The following is a 17,199-nucleotide window of genomic DNA, read 5'->3' as shown; positions in this document are numbered from 1 at the left end:
GAAGAATGCACCGCGGTTTTTCAGGTATTACGCGTCATCGTTCTTCGCGGGCAAGCCTCGCTCCTACAGGTTCTGCGTCTGTCACACCTATACAGATTCACCCATGCCAACTGGAGAAACGTCATGAGCAACATCGCAATCATCGGTGCCACCGGTCGTGCCGGTAGCCAATTGTTGGAAGAAGCCCTGCGTCGCGGTCACAGCGTCACTGCCATCGCCCGCGACACCTCGAAAATCGCCCCGCGTGCCGGGGTCGTGAGCAAAAACGTGGACGTGCTCGACGCTGCTGCACTGCAAGCCGTCGTGGCCGGGCATGATGCGGTGATCAGCGCGGCGCATTTCTCCACCATTCCCGCCAGCGCGATCATCGAGCCGGTGAAGAAGGCCGGGGTCAAACGTCTGCTAGTGGTCGGCGGTGCCGGTTCGCTGTTGCTGCCGGGCGGTTCCAGGGTGATCGACAACGAAGGCTTCCCGAAGGAATACAAGACCGAGGCCAGCGCCGGTGCCGCGTTCCTGAATACCTTGCGTGAGGAAAAGGACCTGGACTGGACGTTCCTGTCGCCGTCGGCGGAGTTCGTCGAAGGTGAGCGCACGGGTACGTTTCGGGTCGGCAAGGATGACTTGCTGGTGAGTGCGCAGGGCCGCAGCTGGATTACCTTTGCTGACTTCGCGATTGCGCTGCTTGATGAAGTGGAAACGCCGAAGCATTCACGGCAGCGGTTTACTGTCGGGTATTGATGGCGCTGCTTGATCTGATCGTTCCCACGCTCTGCGTGGGAATGCAGCCCGGGACGCTCCGCGTCCCTTCCAAAGCCGAACGCGGAGCGTCCGTTGAGGCATTCCCACGCAGAGCGTGGGAACGATCTATGAGCATCTCTCAGCGGCTCTGAGCCTGCTCCACCAACCACCCCATCAATTCGCGCAATTTCGGCGAAGGCTCCGGTTTCTCGGGGAACACCAGGTAATACGCCAACCCGGTTTTCACCTTCAAGTCAAAGGGCATGACCAGCCGTCCGGCACTCAGGTCATCGCCGATCAACGACCAATCGCCAATCGCCACGCCCGTCCCTTGAGACGCCATCGACATCGCCAGGTCCAGGGTTTCGAAGTGCTGCCCTTTGCCGACATTGCTCAGCCGAATATCCGCAGCCTTCAGCCAGGCGTTCCAGTCCCGTTCATCACGGGTGGGGTGCAGCAACAAGTGCTGTTGCAGATCGGCCGGTGTCTGCAAAGCCATCGGCCCTTCAAGCATTGGTCGGGAACACACGGGCGTCAGTTGCTCATCGAACAGATGATGAGACGCCAACAAGCTGTCCGGCGGCGTGCCATACATCACCGCCGCATCGAACTGCTCGCGATGAAAGTCCACGCCGTGTTTCACCGTGGTGGTCAATTCCACCGGCACATCCGGGTGCTCCTTTTGCCACTGCAACAGGCGCGGCAACAGCCAGCGCATTACGCAGGTCGGTGCCTTGAGTTGCAAGGTTTCGCGCTTCTCGCCGATATGCTCCACCGCCTCGTCGATCAGGCCGAAAATCTGCTGCACCCGTGGCAACCACTCCCGTCCTGCGGCGGTCAGGCTCAAGCCTCGCGCCTGGCGAATGAACAGCTCATAACCCAGATGATCTTCCAGCCCAGCGATCTGCCGGCTCACCGCGCCTTGGGTGATGTGCAGTTGTTCGGCGGCCCGGGTGAAGTTGCAGCACTGCGCGGTGATCAGAAAAGTGTGCAGCGCCGGCAGGGGAGGCAGTCGTTTCATTGGGATCCAAGGTATGACGTGAGGACATGGCTAGTATGACTTTTTATCCATTGTTGCGGCTACGTGTCGCCCGTTCCAATGAGGCCATCCCTGGACCTGCCAACCCATCATAAACACTGCGCAGGCCCGGCGTCTCAAACGAACAAAAAGGGCAAAGACATGGCGACGTGCGGCGAAGTATTGGTCAAGTTACTCGAAGATTACGGGGTCGAGCAGGTGTTCGGCATTCCCGGGGTTCACACCGTGGAGCTGTATCGCGGGCTGGCCCGTTCGAGCATCAACCACGTCACTCCGCGTCACGAACAGGGCGCCGGTTTCATGGCCGACGGTTATGCGCGAACCAGCGGCAAACCGGGTGTGTGCTTCATCATCACCGGCCCTGGCATGACCAACATCACCACCGCCATGGGCCAGGCTTACGCTGACTCGATCCCGATGCTGGTGATCTCCAGCGTGCAATCGCGCAGCCAATTGGGCGGCGGTCGCGGCAAGCTGCATGAGTTGCCGAATCAGAGCGCACTGGTCGGCGGCGTGGCGGCGTTCTCCCACACCTTGATGTCGGCGGCTGAATTGCCGGGCGTATTGGCCCGTGCTTTTGCGCTGTTCCAGGCTGGCCGTCCGCGTCCGGTACACATCGAAATTCCGTTGGACGTACTGGTCGAAGAGGCCGATGACTTGCTCGCCAGCGTGCCGGTGAACATTGATCGCGCCGGTGCTGCGCCAAGCGCGATCAGCCGCATGACCGACTTGTTGGCCGGTGCCAAGCGCCCGTTGATTCTCGCCGGCGGCGGCGCTATCGATGCGGCGGCCGAGCTGACTGAACTGGCCGAACTGCTGGACGCGCCGGTGGCCCTGACCATCAATGCCAAAGGCATGCTTGAATCCAGCCACCCGCTGCTGATCGGTTCGACCCAAAGCCTGGTAGCCACTCGCGCGCTGGTCGCCGAGGCCGACGTGGTGCTGGCCATCGGCACCGAACTGGCCGAAACCGATTACGACGTCACCTTCGCCGGCGGCTTCGAAATTCCGGGCGTATTGCTGCGCGTGGACATCGACCCCGATCAGACCGTGCGTAATTACCCGCCGAAAGTCGCGTTGGTGGCCGATTCGCGCAACGCCGCTCAGGCCTTGCTGAGTGCGCTGTCCCACAAGTCGCTGGCCGAGCGTCGCAACGATTGGGGCCAGGTGCGTGCCGTGCGTTTGCGCGAGGAACTGGCCGCGTCCTGGGACGCTCCGACGCTGGCGCAGACCCGTTTTCTGGAAACCGTTCTGCACGAATTGCCGAACGCGGTGTTCGTCGGCGATTCGACCCAACCGGTGTACACCGGCAACCTCACATTCAACCCGGAACGCCCGCGCCGCTGGTTCAACTCATCCACCGGTTACGGCACCCTCGGTTACGCCTTGCCGGCGGCGATTGGTGCCTGGCTTGGTGGCAGCGTCGAAGGCGGTGCACGCCCTCCGGTGGTGTGCCTGATCGGCGACGGTGGTCTGCAATTTACTCTGCCGGAACTGGCCAGTGCGGTGGAAGCAAGCACCCCGGTGATCGTCCTGCTGTGGAATAACCAGGGCTACGAAGAGATCAAGAAATACATGGTCAATCGCGCCATCGAGCCTGTGGGCGTGGACATCTATACCCCGGATTTTATCGGTGTGGCGAAAGCGCTGGGCTGCGCGGCCGAAGCGGTCAGCAGTGTTGACGGATTGCGTGATGCACTGCGTATCGCCACTGATCGTCAGGGGCCGACCCTGATTGAAATCGATCAGACCGAGTGGATGAAGGCGGTATCGAAATGAGCTTTTCTGCGACGTTCCCGACTACTCTCGATGGCCTGTACATCAATGGCCAATGGTCTGCCGGTAACGAACATTTACGCGTGATCAACCCGGCAACGGAAGCGCTGCTGACCACCGTTAACGGCGGCGATGAACGCGCTGTCGATCAGGCCGTCACGGCGGCGACCAGCGCTTTCGAAGCATGGTCAAAAACCACCGGCGCCGAGCGCGGGGCGATCCTGCGCAGAATCGCCGCTGGCGTGCAGGCCGGTCGCGAGCAGTTGATGAAATTGCAGTCGAGCAACAACGGCAAACCACTGTTCGAAGCGGCCATCGACGTCGACGATGTAATCGCCACGTTCGAGTATTACGCCGATCTGGCCGAAGGCCTGGACGCAAAGCAAGACAGCGCCGTGGCGTTGCCGAGCGACGATTTCAGCGCCCGTTTACGCCGCGAGCCATGCGGTGTGGTGGGGCTGATCGTGCCGTGGAATTTCCCGATGGTCACCACCGCCTGGAAACTCGCCCCGGCCCTGGCCGCCGGTTGCTGCGTGGTGCTCAAACCGTCTGAAGTGACGCCGCTGCCGGAGCTGGAACTGGCGACGATCATTGCCGAAGCGGGTCTGCCTAACGGTGTGTTCAATCTGGTCTGCGGCACCGGTCTGGCCGTCGGCGCACCGCTATCGGCTGATTCGCGCATCGCCAAGATTTCCTTCACCGGCAGCAATGCGGTCGGCGTGCAGGTGATGCAGCGGGCGGCGGAAACCGTGAAAGGCGTAAGCCTGGAACTGGGCGGTAAATCCTCGCTGCTGGTGCTCACCGATGCCGACATCGAACTGGCCGTGGAAGTGGCCTGTGGCGGTGGTTTCTTCAACGCCGGGCAGATGTGTTCCGCCACCAGCCGCGTGCTGGTTGCCGATGAACTGGCGGATAAATTTGTAGCACGATTAAAGGCGCGCGCCGAAGCCATTCGCGTGGCCGAGCCGTTCGACCCGAACGTGGAAATGGGCGCACTGGTCAATCATGCGCAATACCAACGCGTGCTGGGCCACATCGATCGCGGTTTGAGTGCTGGGGCGAAGCTGATCTGCGGCGGTAATCGTCCGGCGGACCTGCCTCGCGGCTATTTTTTGCAGCCGACCATTTTCATCGACGTGCCCCTCGACAGTGCGCTGTGGTGCGAAGAGATTTTTGGCCCGGTGATCTGCGTGCGCAGTTTCACCTCTGAAGCCGAGGCGATTGCCTTGGCCAACGACAGCCAGTTTGGTCTGGTGGCCAGCGTGGTCACGCGCGACGCCGAAGCGGCCGATCGCGTCGCTAACGCTTTGCAGGCGGGGCTTGTGTGGATCAACGCGCCGCAAGTGATCTTCCCGCAGACCGCTTGGGGTGGCTACAAACAGAGCAGCATCGGCCGCGAATTGGGGCCGTGGGGCTTGCAGGCGTTCCAGGAAATAAAACACGTGATTCGGGCCGTCTGACAGCACGAAAAAGGTGAGCGCATGCCTCTTGATGAGGCATGCACTGGTGTCATGGCTTCAATGAGTTTTTATCGATAGTCAGGTGTTTTGCACGACCTCAGGATGAACCCGCTGGCATCGCCAAAGCCCATTGAAACCGGGGGCTTGAAGCTGATCTGGCCGCGCGGATGCAACGGTTGCGACCAACCTCATACTTAAAAAAACAAAGGGAGTCCTTCATGGGCGAGCACGATCTGAACAGACGTCAATTCATCAAAACCGTGGGCGTAGCGTCCGTGGCTGCGGCGGCCATGAGCATGCCGTTCATCAAGGCCAATGCCAGCGATACGCGCTTCCAGGGCAAGACCCTGCGCTTGCTGACCTGGTCCGATGACACCGGCCTTGCGGCATTGCGCAATATCGCCGCCACTTTCGAAGCCAAGTACGGCTGCAAGGTCATCGCCGACCGCACCGGCAGCACCTCGGAAATGGTCGCCAAACTCAAGGCCGGCGGTGATCGTCCGCAGTACGACATCATCACTCTGGCCGGCGTCGGCGCCGAAGGTCTGGCCGCCGCCAACCTGCTGGAAAAACCCGACCTCAACCGCATCCCTAACCTGATCGATGTGCCGGAGAAATACCGCACCGGCGCCAATGGTCACGGCATCGGTTACCTGCTGTGGTGCAACAGCTTGGTCTACAGCACCCGCACCATCAAAGAAGCGCCGGACAGCTATGCCGCCCTGTGGGACGCGGAGCTGTCGCCGAACATCTTCCTGCCGCCGCCGAACTGGACCGAGGCCATGGACCTGATCATCATCGCCGCCAAACTGGCCGGTGGTGACGAGCACAACATCGAGCCAGGCTTCAAGAAACTCGCCGAGCTGAAAGATCGCGTCGTGACCCTGGGCGAAAACCCGAACCAGATCGCCGAGCTGTTCCGCACCGGTTCCCTGGACATGGGCGGCTTGTACGCGCCGGCGTTTTTCCCGAAACAGATTCGCGATCCGGCCTACGGTCTGGGCGCCACCTTCGGCATGAAGGAAGGCTTCTACACCGACCTGATGTTGTCGGTGATGCCAAAGAATCGTCCGGGCGATATCGATTTGGCCTACGCCTTCATCAACCACTCTCTGGACCCGCTGGTGCAGGGCAAGATGGCCGAAGACATCTACAACGGCCCGGTCAACGCCAAGGCAATCATCTCCGCCGAAGCGCGCAAGAGCCCGTACATCCTCACGCCGGAGCAGATTGCCGAGAAGGCGATCATGCACGACAACGCCTTCCTGGCCTCCGTGCATGACCAATGGATTCGTCGTTACACGGAAATCTTTTCTTCCTGATCGAGTGGCGAACACAGGATCTTCAACCACTGAAGATCCCCTGTGGGAGCGAGCTTGCTCGCGATTGCTGACTGTCATTCAACATTGATGTCGACTGATACACCGCAATCGCGAGCAAGCTCGCTCCCACAGGGGCCGAAGTGATTTCAAGTCTTGTGTTTGTCAGCTGCTTTCCATTGACGAGACCCTTTGCTATGGAACACCAACCTCTGACCCATCCGGTAAGCGCCGCACCCGTGCGCATCAATCGGGGTGTCTCACCGACGGCGCGCGCCTGGCTTTTTCTCTCGCCGTCGATGCTGTTTCTCGGCGTGCTGATTGCCGCGAGCCTCTTGGTGCTGCGCATGAGCGTCGGCACCAAAGGCGCGGAGTGGACCGGGTTCAGCCTGGCCAGTTACGCGCAATTGCTGGAACCCTATTACCTCAAATCGTTGCTGCTGACGTTGCGTCTGGCGCTGATCAGCGCGGTGATTGCGGTGCTGCTGGCGATCCCGGTGGCCTACACCATGTCGCGGCTGACCTCACCGTTTGTGCGGCGGATCTTCCTCGCGGCAGTGCTGCTGCCATTGCTGGTCAACCTGCTGCTGCAAAGCTACGGCTGGCTGGTGATTCTCGGCCCCGGCGGCATGCTCAATCAGGCGCTGATGGGCCTGGGCCTGATCAAGCGCCCGATCATGCTGCTGTACAACCAAAACGGCGTGTTGATGGGCCTGGTGCAAACCGCGTTCCCGTTGGCCGTGCTGCCGATTGCCAGCGCCATGCGCGGCGTTGCCCGCACTTACGAAGAAGCCGCCGCCACCCTCGGCGCCAGTCGCTTGCAGGTGTTTCGCCAAGTGGTGTTGCCGATGAGTTTGCCGGGGATCATCACTGGCGCAACGTTGGTGTTCGCCTACAACGCCAGCAGTTTTGTGGTGCCGCTGCTGCTCGGTGGTCGGCGCGTGCCGATGCTGGCGGTGATGGTGCATGACCAGATCGCTCCGCTGATGAACTGGCCCGCCGCGTCCGCTGCCGGTGTGGTGCTGATCGTCACCACTCTGGCTATCATGACCTTGTCCGAATACATCACCGGCCGTCGTCGGCGCATGCTGGAGGCTTCGCAATGAGCTCTGTGATCAAGAAGCGCCACTCGCTGCTGCCGGGCGATACCGGCAAGTTCGCCGGCATCCTCTCGGGCTTCATTTTGCTGCTGGCCGTGCTGCCGATTTTGACCATGATCGTCATGTCGTTCAGCGGTGCGTCGAACCTCGACTTCCCACCCAGCAGCTATAGCCTGCAATGGTACAAAGCCGCCTGGGATACCTTCGTGTCGCCAGACTCCAGCGATGTGCTGAGCCTCGGCAAAGCCATGACCACCAGTTTGATGGTGGCCTGCCTGACCATGATTTTCGCCACGATTATCGCGGTGCCGGCAGCCTATGCCCTGACCCGTTGCGAGTTCCGCGGCAAGGCCGTGGCGTTGCAATTGATGTCGCTGCCACTGGTGTTCCCGATGGTGGTGTTGGGCCTGGCCTTGCTGCTGGTGTTCGACAGCCTGCCGTTCCACATCACCACCTCGCGATTGGTAATTGCCCACGTGATTCTGGCGCTGCCGTTCGTGGTGAAAAACTGCACCGCGGCGATGCTCTCCATCGGCAGCGAAGTCGAAGAGGCGGCGCAAATGCTCGGCGCTTCACCGCTACGGGCGATTGTCGATGTGGTGGTGCCGCTGATGAAGTCGGGGATTCTGGCGGGCATGCTGCTGGCATTCATCGTCTCGTTCAACGAGTTCACCGTGACCTATTTCCTCTACACCATCGACGTCATGACCGTGCCGATCTGGATGTACAGCCGCACCGTGTCTTCGCTCGACCCTACCGTTTTCTCGTTTGCCGTGCTGATCGTGCTGATCGACTTCGTCCTGATCTGGGCGTTGGAGAAGCTGGTTGGCGAAGGCGGCGTTTCCTTTTGATTTGAGGTGCAACATGACTGGTCTGATTCTGGAAAACGTCGAGAAACATTACGGCTCGGCCTGCGCGGTAAAGGATGTGAACCTGCATTTGCCCGAGGGCAAACTGGTGTGTTTTCTCGGCCCTTCGGGCTGTGGCAAAACCACCTTGCTGCGGATGATTGCCGGGCTGGAAACCCTGACCGGTGGCGAAATTCGCCTGGACGGTGAAGACATCGGCCATACGCCGGCGCATCAGCGTAATTTCGGCATGGTGTTTCAATCGCTGGCACTGTTTCCGCACATGACTGTGGGGGAGAACATCGCCTATCCGCTGAAACTGCGCGGGGTCAGCAAGGCTGATCAACAGGCGCGGGTGGTGGAGTTGCTGGAGCTGATTCAGCTGCGGGAAATGATTGATCGCCCGGTGGCGAAACTCTCCGGCGGACAACGTCAGCGCGTGGCGATTGCCCGGGCGATTGCCTCGCGGCCGAAAATCCTTCTGCTCGACGAACCGCTGTCGGCGCTGGACGCCAAGTTGCGTGAGTCGATGCAGGTGGAAATCCGTCAGCTGCAACAGCGTCTGAACATCACCACCATCATGGTCACCCACGACCAGCGCGAAGCCATGACCATGGCCGATATCGTGGTGGTGCTGGGTGAGCATCGGGTGCAGCAGGTGGGCACGCCGATTGAGATCTACCGGCAACCGGCCAATGAATTCGTCGCGGACTTTATCGGTTCGGGCAATATTTTCCCGGCCACAGCGCTGGGCAACGGCAAGGTCAGCTTGCCCGGTGGCGATGCCCTGCAAGTGCCGATCTGCAGCAGCATTGTGGTGGGGGAGAAGGTGAAAATGCTGATTCGCCCGGAAGACCTGCAACTGTCGCAACCCCAGGCCACGGCGGGGAATCGCTTGCTCGGGAAGGTGACGTTTGTGCGGGATATAGGGGCGACCATCGAAACTACGGTGGAGTGTTCCGGGGTGACGTTTACGGCGTTGAGCACGCCCTGTCAGGGGGTTGGGTTGAGCATTGGCAATCCGGTGTCGGTGACATTGCCGGCTGAGGCTTGCCGAGTACTAAGCGCCTGATCCGGATTTGATGTTGGCCTTTCTGGCCTCATCGCGGGCAAGCCCGCTCCCACAGGGGGTTGGTGGTGTTAACGGATCTTGTGTCCACCGCAAAAACCTGTGGGAGCGGGCTTGCCCGCGATGGGGCCATCAGTCGCACAACAAATATTGGATCAAACCGTCAACCGCAACCGCGCCAAATCCCGCAGCGGCGGCGCCCCGAACAATCGGCTGTACTCCCGGCTGAACTGCGAAGGGCTTTCATACCCCACCCGATAACCCGCCGCCGACGCTTCCAGCCCTTCGGCCAGCATCAACCGCCGCGCCTCTTGCAGGCGCAACTGCTTCTGATACTGCAGCGGGCTCATCGCCGTCATCGCCTTGAACCGGTGATGCAATGTCGACACGCTCAGGTTCACTTCCCGCGCCAGATCATCGATGCGCAGCGGTTGTTCATAATTGCCATTGAGCCATTTGATCGCCTGGCTAATGCGATGGCTCTGGCTGTTGGCAATGGCAATCTCATACAGCCGATGACCCTGCTGGCTGCGCAACAGCCGATACAGAATCTCCCGGCGAATCAGCGGCGCCAGCATGGCAATGTCTTTGGGTGTGTCCAGCAATCGCGCCAGACGCAGCACGGCATCGAGCATTGCCGAATCGATGCGCTCGACATACAGGCCGCGGCCAGTGGGCCGTGTGGGTACGCCGATGGGGCCGGCGTCGGCAATCAGCGCGCTGATTTCCGCCGGGTCGATGTCCAGCCGCACGGCGAGGATCGGTTCCTCGGGCGAGACATTCACCACCCGCCCGCTCAACGGCATCGATACCGACACCACCAGATAATTCAGCGGGTCGTAATTGAAGTATTCATCCGCCAGCCGCACTTCCTTGCGCCCCTGGGCCATGATGCACAGGGCCGGTTGCGCCAGCACTGGGGCGAAGTCATGGTTTTTACTGTGGCGCGACATGAACAGCGAACCGACGGCGGTGGCATAAGAGCCATCCTCCATCGTGTTACGGCGGATGAGGGCGGCCAGTTCCGCGCGCTGTTTTTCCATGTCGGCATCCAGCGGGGCTTGAAAATGATCGAGCGACGACATGCTGGGCATCCTCGGTGACGCGTTGGTAATGAGCTGAGCTTAAATTTGTGCAAGGGACAGCGGTAGACACATCCTGCCAAAAGCTTGCCTGATTCTGCACGAGGTGGATCTGCGCTCCAACGTTTGCCGGCGCGGCTTTGCTTTTGTAGGAGCTGCGGAAGGCTGCGATCTTTTGACTGGGTCTTTCAAAATCAAAAGATCGCAGCCTGCGGCAGCTCCTACATGAATTCAGCACACTTGCTCGAATCTCTTGTGACAGTGCCATGACATGCTTTACATGCTGTTACAGAGGTTTTTTGCAGCCGCGCAGGATTGTGCAAAAAGCCGGCAGGAATCGACTAACGACGATCGTGGCGCGCCGCCTAATCTTGGATCCTGTCGCAGCCCGTCCCCGGCTGCCACTGGATGACCTGGGAGGGTTGAACATGTCTACGCAAATCCCCGTCAGTCATATGGCCTTCGTCCGCGCCCGCGCCGGGCGCTCGGCAGAACTCGGTGCGCGCCTGAGCGCCCTGATCGAGCCATCGCGCAACGCGCCGGGTTGCCTGAGCTTTGCGCTACAGCACTCGCAATGCGATCCCGAGCTGTGGCTGGTGTCCGGTTTCTGGGTCAACCAGCAGGCCATGACCGCTTACTTCGGCAGCCCGGCGATGCAGATTTTTGCCGAGCTGGTGCAAGAACTGATGGTCAATAGCCTGGATTTCCATACCTTCAAGGATGTCTCGGCGGCCCAGGCCCTTGGTCAGTCCCAGGCAGCGGTACACAAACTCGTCGGTTGAGGGTTTAATGGCGCAATTCTCCATTAGCCAGGATCCGCGACATGGCACGCAAAGCCTTTGAACACTTCGAAGCCGTTTCAGCCGTAGTACCGGGCGAGGGCGGTTACCACGCCGCGATTGCCGTCAAAGCCCTAGGTGGTTCCGGTGCCCCGACTTTTCACAAAGTGCTGGAAGGCCAGACTTTCAAGACCGCTCATGAAGCCGACGAGGCCGCGGCCAAAGAGCTGACCCGCCTCAAAGACGTTAAAGAAGACGCCGACCTGCTCTGGTAACTACTTGACCGCCCCTGGGCGGAACATCTTGAACAATGCCTCTGGCCCCAGCTGAAAGTAATCCGCCGGCCCGCCGCCGCGCAGAATCGGTTCTGCCGCGGCGGTGTCGTACACCCCATCCTTCAACAGCCATTTGGCGATATGCACGGCAACCACTTCGCCGAGAATCAGCCAGCTCGGTACCGTTTCGCCATCCGCGCGCTGCAACTGAATGATCTGCGTGACCTTGCACTCAAAGGACACCGGGCTTTCGGCAACCCGTGGCACCTGAATGATTTTCGATGCGGCGGTGGTCAGCCCGGACAATTCGAATTCATTGATCTCAGGCCCGACCATGGCGCAGCTCTGGTTCATCTGCTCGGCCAGTGGACGGGTCGCCAGGTTCCAGGCGAATTCGCCGGTCTGCTCGATGTTATTCAGGCTGTCTTTGCGCCCGACGCTGGAAAACCCAATGATCGGCGGAATGTAGTTGAAGGCGTTGAAAAAACTGTAGGGCGCCAGGTTCAAGCGACCGTTGGCGTCCTGGGAAGAAATCCAGCCGATAGGGCGCGGGCCGACGATGGCGTTGAACGGGTCATGCGGCAGGCCATGGCCGTTGGCGGGTTCGTAGAAGTGGATATCGTCGGGCATGGACGGGGTTCCTAGGGCTTTGTTTCGGGATCGATCATAGTGCGGGGGCGAGCGGGTTATTTCCAGCGATGAGATCTAATGTGGGAGCGGCGGTGCGACGATTCGACTTACTCGCGAAGGCGGTGTATCAGTCAGCATCCCTGTTGAATGTTAAGCCGCTTTCGCGAGCAAGCCCGCTCCCACAGGTTGACCGAGTTCTTTCAGAAGAATGCGGTTGAATGTGGGAGCGGGCTTGCTCGCGAAGAGGGCGGTTCAGCCAACCACGATGTGACGATTAGTCCGTCTCGATCCGCGAATGCTTGCGGGTGTCTTTCATGGTGATGTACACCAGCAACGACACCGCGATGCACGCCGTGACATACCAGTAGTAACCGGTTTCCATGCCGATGCTCTTGAACCACAGCGCGATGTATTCAGCGGTACCGCCGAAGATCGACACGGTCAGCGCGTACGGCAGGCCGACGCCCAGGGCGCGAATCTCGGTCGGGAACAGTTCGGCTTTGACCACCGCGTTGATCGAGGTGTAGCCGCTGACGATAATCAGCGCCGCCATGATCAGGAAGAACGCGCCCCACCAAGTCTGGACGGTGTGCAGGGTGGTCAGGATCGGCACAGTGAACAGCGTTCCGAGAATACCGAAGGCGATCAGGATCGGCCGACGACCGACTTTATCCGAGAGCCCGCCGATGATCGGTTGCAGGCACATGAACAGGAACAGCGTGGCCGCGGAAATCGTGGTGGAGTCGGAAATGCTCATGCCGACGGTGTTCACCAGGTATTTCTGCATGTACGTGGTGTAGGTGTAGAACGCCAGCGTGCCGCCCATGGTCAGGCCGACCACGGTCATCAGTTCCTTCGGATGGCGCATCAAGGTGCGCATCGCGCTTTCCTTGGCTTTCTCTTTCTTGGTGAACGACTCGGTTTCTTCCATGCCACGACGCAGGTAGAGCGCGACTACGGCACACAGCGCGCCGATGGCGAACGGAATGCGCCAGCCCCAGGCGTACAACTCTTCGGTGGTCAGGGTCTGTTGCAGCACGATCAACACCGCCAGGGCGATGAGCTGGCCGGAGATCAGGGTCACGTACTGGAAGCTGGAGTAGAAGCCGCGACGTTCCTTGGTCGCCATCTCACTGAGGTAAGTCGCCGAGGTGCCGTACTCACCCCCGACCGACAAACCTTGCAGCAGGCGGGCGAACACCAGCAGGATCGGCGCGCCGATGCCAATGGTTTCATAACCCGGGCTCAGGGCGATCAGCAGCGAGCCGAAGCACATCAGGTACACCGAAGCCATCAACGCACGTTTGCGCCCGGCCTTGTCGGCGTAGAGGCCCATCAGCCAGCCACCGATCGGGCGCATCAAAAAGCCCACGGCGAAGATCGCGGCGGTGTTGAGCAGTTGTGCGGTGGTGTCGCCTTTGGGGAAGAAGGCTTTGGCGAAGTACAGGGAGAAGGCGGCGTAGACGTACCAGTCGTACCATTCGACCATGTTGCCGACAGAGCCGCTGAAGATCGATTTGATCCGGCTAGCGGTGGTTCTTTCTGTGGCCGGCAGGGCAGCCGACCCAAGGGGCAGGGCGTTGGAGTTATCCATTGAAGGATCCTTCGTTTAATTGTTTTTGTGGAGCGCGTTAAAACGCAGCCTGCTGGAGCTATAGCAGGAGCTGTGCCAAGGGGAGGAGGGCCGGTTTAGAGGGGTTTTGAAACTTGAGTGAGCGGAAATCCGCTTATGATGCGCAGGGTGACAAGCGGATTTTCGCCGAACCTGATCGTTCCCACGCTTGATCGTTCCCACGCTCCGCGTGGGAATGCCTCAACGGACGCTCCGCGTTCGGCTTATGGGACGCAGAGCGTCCCCGGGCTGCATTCCCACGCAGAGCGTGGGAACGATCATGTTCGGGCATTCGGGGGTGTCCCGTGTCAGATGAACATCTCGCGCGTCAGTCCATGCCGCTGCATCTTTTCATTAAAAGTACGACGCGGCAGTTGCAGTTCTTCAAGCACCGCTTTCACATCACCTTTATGCCGGGTCAAGGCCGCGCGCAGGCAATGCGCTTCGAAGGCTTCTTGCTGCGCCGCCAGTGACTGGCCGGGGTCGATCCCCGCCGGTTCCGGCTCGCCGAGGCCCAGCACTTGGCGCTCGGCGACGTTAGCCAGTTCGCGCACATTGCCCGGCCAGTCGTGGCTCAGCAGATGGCTCAGTTGCGGCCCGCTCAAGGGCGCAAAAGTGCGACCCAAACGCTCGGCGGCACTCTGGGCGAAGAACTCGAACAACAGCGGAATGTCTTCACGCCGGTCACGCAACGGCGGCAGGCGCAATTCGGCAACGTTCAATCGATAGGCCAAATCTTCGCGGAAACGTCCGGCCCGGGCTTCATCCAGCAAGTCGGGTTTGGTCGCGGCGATGATCCGCAAGTCCACGTGGATGCTCTGGTTGGAGCCCAATCGCTCAAGCTTCTGCTCCTGCAACACCCGTAGCAATTTCACCTGCTGAGCCAGCGGCATGCTTTCGATTTCATCGAGAAACAACGTGCCGCCATCGGCGTATTCCAGCTTGCCGATGCGTTTGCCCTGGGCGCCGGTGAACGCGCCGCTCTCATGACCGAACAGCTCGGCCTCGAACAACTGCTCGGGAATTGCTGCGCAGTTCAGCGCCACAAAGGGCTTGTCCGCGCGGGGGCCGAAGTCGTGCAGGCATCGGGCAACCAATTCCTTGCCGCTACCGGTTTCGCCACGGATCAGCACATTGACCGGCAACGTCGCCAAGTCCAGCACTTGCCGACGCAACGTCTGCAAACCACGGGAAACCCCCAGCAGGGTGGCATCGAGTTTCGCGCGATTGTCCGCTTGCTCGTGCAGCGCACGGTTTTCCAGCACCAGCCGACGCTTGTCCAGAGCACGACGCAAACTGCTCAGCAGGGTCTCCGGGCTGAAAGGTTTTTCGAGGAAGTCATAAGCGCCGTCACGCATCGCTTCGACGGCCATCGGCACATCGCCGTGACCGGTCAGCAGGATTACCGGCAAGTCGGCATCGCGGCGCTGGACTTCGGCCAGCAGCTCCAGCCCCGTCATGCCAGGCATGCGTACGTCGCTGAGAATCACCCCGGGGAAATGCTTCGGCAGCTGCGCCAGGCACTCATCGGCGCGACTGAACAGCTGCACCTCGAACCCCGACAGGCTCAGCCACTGTTCGACGGCGCTGCGGATGCTGCTTTCGTCATCGACCACCATCACCGAATTGAGCATCAGCCAGGCACCTCCAGATCAATGGGCAACGTGAGGGTGAACACCGCGCCGTTTTCACCATTTTCGACACTCAGGCGTCCGCCCGATTCATGGACGATGGCGAAGGAGACCGCCAGCCCCAGGCCCAGGCCATCGCCCACCGGTTTGGTGGTGAAGAACGGATCGAACACTTTCCCCAGGTTCTCTTCGGCAATGCCGCCACCGTTGTCGGAAACACTCAGGCGCCACAATTGTTCATCGGCTTCGAGGCGGATTTCCAGACGTTTGCAGGGTTTGTCGTGCATCGCATCCAGGGCATTGCGCAGCAGGTTGATCAGCACTTGTTCCAGGCGAATCGCATCGCCACGCACCCAGGCCGGGCGAGTCAGATGTAGCACGGTGCTGATGTGCTCGTCACGCAGGCGCGCATCCAGCAACTGCAAGGATTGATCGACCACCGCCGCCAGGTCCAGCCGTTCGCGCAGACCGCTGGGGCTTTTGCGGGCGAAGGTTTTCAGGTGGCCGGTGAGGGCGGCCATGCGCGTGAGCATGTCGTCCACCGGTTTCAACGCCTTGTAGGCGTCCTCGACACGGCCGTGATCGAGCAGCAGCCTCAGAGTCGCAAGCTGCATGCGCTGGGCGGTCAGCGGTTGATTGATTTCATGGGCCAGCGCCGCAGACATCTGACCGAGAGCGGCGAGTTTGGCCGACTGCACCAGCCCGTCCTGAGCGGTGCGCAAATCCCGGGTGCGTTCTTCCACCAGTCGCTCGAGTTCTTCACGGCTGCGCTGGCGTAATTTTGCCAGACGCCAGCGCTGGTTGAGGAACAGCAACAGAAACACCAGTGTCAGCCAGGCCCCGGCGGCGGCGAGCCCGGCGTTGCGGCGGTCTTCGAATGAGACCTGCGGGCGACGCAACAGGTGCAGCGTCCAGCCTTCGGCGGCCAGCGGCAGCGATTCCCAGAGGTAATCCGCCGTCCCGTCGGGGCCAACGACCCGAATCAGCGCACTGTTGTCGTCAAAGCGTCGCACCGATTGATAGTCAAGCGGTGTCAGCGGTTGTTTGTCGTATTGGCGGGTGGCTTTGAGTTCGGTGTGATCGTTGTCGCTCAGCGGTTTCAATAGGCGATAGCGCCAGCCCGGTTGGTTGGCGATAAAGATAATCCCGCGTGCATCGCTGACCAGCAACGTATCGCTGCCCTGACGCCATTCGCGCTCCAGTTCCGGAAATTCGAGTTTCACCACCATGGCGCCGAGGAACTCGCCACTGTCGCTGGTCACCGCGCTGGACAGAAAGTAGCCGGGAATGCCGCTGGTGACACCCACCGCATAAAAGCGCCCGGTACCTTGGGTGCGGGTCTGGCTGAAGTAAGGGCGAAAACCGTAATTGTGGCCGACGTAGCTGCTCGGCAAGCGCCAGTTACTGGCGGCCACGGCCAGACCGGTGCGGTCGAGCAACTCCAGGGTTGAGGAGTGCGCGGCGCCGTTGATTTTTTCCAGTTTACGATTCAGCGCAAGCTGCTGTTCGGGGCTCACTTCACCGTTTAGCGCGGCGCGCAATTCCGGGTCCAGCGCCAAGACGGCGGGCAGCGCGCGGTAGCGGTCGATCAGGGTGTGCAGGGAATTGGCATACAGCGCCAGTTGCTCATTGGCTCGCGCGGCGTCGTCCACCAGCGACTGGCGTTCGGTATGGCGGATCGCCAGGCCGGCAGCAAGGGCTGCGCCGGCGAGGATCAGCAGGGTATATAACGACAGACGCAGGGTACGAGAAGTCGGCAGCATGCTGTGGAAAACAGTCAGAATTACGGGCGGGCACCATAGCATGGGGGAACCTTGGCGCCCATGCATGAACCTTCGCTG

At 60.6% G+C, this 17,199-nt stretch carries 15 protein-coding genes; 9 read left to right on the top strand and 6 right to left on the bottom strand.

Going from position 1 to position 17,199, the window contains the following annotated elements:
* The first annotated feature begins 123 nt into the window (after positions 1-123).
* The gene (locus tag NHU87_RS17255) at positions 124-738 is read left to right on the top strand and encodes an NAD(P)-dependent oxidoreductase (protein ID WP_253551028.1); all 615 of its coding nucleotides are present in this window, start codon (positions 124-126) and stop codon (positions 736-738) included.
* Between the two features lie 139 nt (positions 739-877).
* Here the strand turns inward: NHU87_RS17255 and NHU87_RS17250 are convergent, their stop codons facing one another.
* Positions 878-1,759, bottom strand: coding sequence for a LysR substrate-binding domain-containing protein (locus tag NHU87_RS17250; protein ID WP_253551026.1), 882 nt, complete (start codon positions 1,757-1,759; stop codon positions 878-880).
* A 159-nt stretch (positions 1,760-1,918) separates the two neighbouring features.
* On the opposite strand from NHU87_RS17250, the gene NHU87_RS17245 reads away from it, so the two are divergent.
* From NHU87_RS17245 to NHU87_RS17220, 6 genes are all read left to right on the top strand, one after another.
* On the top strand, positions 1,919-3,556 hold the full coding sequence (locus NHU87_RS17245; RefSeq protein WP_253551024.1) for a 5-guanidino-2-oxopentanoate decarboxylase: 1,638 nt from the start codon (positions 1,919-1,921) through the stop codon (positions 3,554-3,556).
* Positions 3,553-5,013: an aldehyde dehydrogenase family protein gene (locus tag NHU87_RS17240; RefSeq protein WP_253551022.1), complete on the top strand. Its 1,461-nt coding sequence runs from the start codon at positions 3,553-3,555 to the stop codon at positions 5,011-5,013. The genes NHU87_RS17245 and NHU87_RS17240 overlap by 4 nt, the downstream gene beginning before the upstream one ends.
* Before the next feature lie 218 nt (positions 5,014-5,231).
* Positions 5,232-6,335 carry an ABC transporter substrate-binding protein gene (locus NHU87_RS17235; RefSeq protein WP_030128157.1) on the top strand — a complete coding sequence of 368 codons (1,104 nt, stop codon included), beginning with the start codon at positions 5,232-5,234 and terminating at the stop codon, positions 6,333-6,335.
* Positions 6,336-6,529: 194 nt separating this feature from the next.
* Positions 6,530-7,438: an ABC transporter permease gene (locus NHU87_RS17230; RefSeq protein ID WP_030128156.1), complete on the top strand. Its 909-nt coding sequence runs from the start codon at positions 6,530-6,532 to the stop codon at positions 7,436-7,438.
* Positions 7,435-8,283: an ABC transporter permease gene (locus tag NHU87_RS17225; protein ID WP_253551020.1), complete on the top strand. Its 849-nt coding sequence runs from the start codon at positions 7,435-7,437 to the stop codon at positions 8,281-8,283. Before NHU87_RS17230 ends, NHU87_RS17225 begins: the two co-directional genes overlap by 4 nt.
* Before the next feature lie 13 nt (positions 8,284-8,296).
* Positions 8,297-9,352, top strand: a complete 1,056-nt coding sequence (locus NHU87_RS17220) for an ABC transporter ATP-binding protein (protein ID WP_253551018.1) — start codon at positions 8,297-8,299, stop codon at positions 9,350-9,352.
* 152 nt (positions 9,353-9,504) lie between these two features.
* Here NHU87_RS17220 and NHU87_RS17215 read toward each other — a convergent pair whose 3' ends face one another.
* A complete protein-coding gene (locus tag NHU87_RS17215) occupies positions 9,505-10,434 on the bottom strand; it encodes an AraC family transcriptional regulator (RefSeq protein ID WP_253551016.1) in 930 nt (309 codons plus the stop codon).
* Between the two features lie 425 nt (positions 10,435-10,859).
* On the opposite strand from NHU87_RS17215, the gene NHU87_RS17210 reads away from it, so the two are divergent.
* Positions 10,860-11,213, top strand: a complete 354-nt coding sequence (locus NHU87_RS17210) for a putative quinol monooxygenase (RefSeq protein ID WP_253551014.1) — start codon at positions 10,860-10,862, stop codon at positions 11,211-11,213.
* Between the two features lie 41 nt (positions 11,214-11,254).
* Complete coding sequence (locus NHU87_RS17205; RefSeq protein ID WP_008010028.1) at positions 11,255-11,485, top strand: hypothetical protein; 231 nt, start codon at positions 11,255-11,257, stop codon at positions 11,483-11,485.
* Here the strand turns inward: NHU87_RS17205 and NHU87_RS17200 are convergent, their stop codons facing one another.
* The 4 genes from NHU87_RS17200 to NHU87_RS17185 all read right to left on the bottom strand — a co-directional run bounded on the left by NHU87_RS17200 (position 11,486) and on the right by NHU87_RS17185 (position 17,121).
* Positions 11,486-12,115, bottom strand: coding sequence for a flavin reductase family protein (locus NHU87_RS17200; RefSeq protein ID WP_253551012.1), 630 nt, complete (start codon positions 12,113-12,115; stop codon positions 11,486-11,488). It abuts the gene before it with no gap.
* 274 nt (positions 12,116-12,389) lie between these two features.
* Positions 12,390-13,709 carry an MFS transporter gene (locus NHU87_RS17195; protein ID WP_253551010.1) on the bottom strand — a complete coding sequence of 440 codons (1,320 nt, stop codon included), beginning with the start codon at positions 13,707-13,709 and terminating at the stop codon, positions 12,390-12,392.
* Between the two features lie 326 nt (positions 13,710-14,035).
* The gene (locus NHU87_RS17190) at positions 14,036-15,361 is read right to left on the bottom strand and encodes a sigma-54-dependent transcriptional regulator (protein WP_253551008.1); all 1,326 of its coding nucleotides are present in this window, start codon (positions 15,359-15,361) and stop codon (positions 14,036-14,038) included.
* The gene (locus tag NHU87_RS17185; RefSeq protein ID WP_253551006.1) at positions 15,361-17,121 is read right to left on the bottom strand and encodes a sensor histidine kinase; all 1,761 of its coding nucleotides are present in this window, start codon (positions 17,119-17,121) and stop codon (positions 15,361-15,363) included. The genes NHU87_RS17190 and NHU87_RS17185 overlap by 1 nt, the downstream gene beginning before the upstream one ends.
* Between the last annotated feature and the right edge of the window lie 78 nt (positions 17,122-17,199).

This window comes from Pseudomonas mandelii (assembly GCF_024138395.1).
Taxonomy (GTDB): Bacteria; Pseudomonadota; Gammaproteobacteria; order Pseudomonadales; family Pseudomonadaceae; genus Aquipseudomonas; species Aquipseudomonas mandelii_E.
This window is presented reverse-complemented; position numbering and strand designations above follow the sequence as displayed.

Excerpts from the sequence above, each read along its gene's own strand:
- NHU87_RS17255 (WP_253551028.1), top strand. The coding sequence starts at position 124 with ATGAGCAACATCGCAATCATCGGTGCCACCGGTCGTGCCGGTAGCCAA.
- NHU87_RS17250 (WP_253551026.1), bottom strand. The coding sequence starts at position 1,759 with ATGAAACGACTGCCTCCCCTGCCGGCGCTGCACACTTTTCTGATCACC.
- NHU87_RS17245 (WP_253551024.1), top strand. The coding sequence starts at position 1,919 with ATGGCGACGTGCGGCGAAGTATTGGTCAAGTTACTCGAAGATTACGGG.
- NHU87_RS17240 (WP_253551022.1), top strand. The coding sequence starts at position 3,553 with ATGAGCTTTTCTGCGACGTTCCCGACTACTCTCGATGGCCTGTACATC.
- NHU87_RS17235 (WP_030128157.1), top strand. The coding sequence starts at position 5,232 with ATGGGCGAGCACGATCTGAACAGACGTCAATTCATCAAAACCGTGGGC.
- NHU87_RS17230 (WP_030128156.1), top strand. The coding sequence starts at position 6,530 with ATGGAACACCAACCTCTGACCCATCCGGTAAGCGCCGCACCCGTGCGC.
- NHU87_RS17225 (WP_253551020.1), top strand. The coding sequence starts at position 7,435 with ATGAGCTCTGTGATCAAGAAGCGCCACTCGCTGCTGCCGGGCGATACC.
- NHU87_RS17220 (WP_253551018.1), top strand. The coding sequence starts at position 8,297 with ATGACTGGTCTGATTCTGGAAAACGTCGAGAAACATTACGGCTCGGCC.
- NHU87_RS17215 (WP_253551016.1), bottom strand. The coding sequence starts at position 10,434 with ATGTCGTCGCTCGATCATTTTCAAGCCCCGCTGGATGCCGACATGGAA.
- NHU87_RS17210 (WP_253551014.1), top strand. The coding sequence starts at position 10,860 with ATGTCTACGCAAATCCCCGTCAGTCATATGGCCTTCGTCCGCGCCCGC.
- NHU87_RS17205 (WP_008010028.1), top strand. The coding sequence starts at position 11,255 with ATGGCACGCAAAGCCTTTGAACACTTCGAAGCCGTTTCAGCCGTAGTA.
- NHU87_RS17200 (WP_253551012.1), bottom strand. The coding sequence starts at position 12,115 with ATGCCCGACGATATCCACTTCTACGAACCCGCCAACGGCCATGGCCTG.
- NHU87_RS17195 (WP_253551010.1), bottom strand. The coding sequence starts at position 13,709 with ATGGATAACTCCAACGCCCTGCCCCTTGGGTCGGCTGCCCTGCCGGCC.
- NHU87_RS17190 (WP_253551008.1), bottom strand. The coding sequence starts at position 15,361 with ATGCTCAATTCGGTGATGGTGGTCGATGACGAAAGCAGCATCCGCAGC.
- NHU87_RS17185 (WP_253551006.1), bottom strand. The coding sequence starts at position 17,121 with ATGCTGCCGACTTCTCGTACCCTGCGTCTGTCGTTATATACCCTGCTG.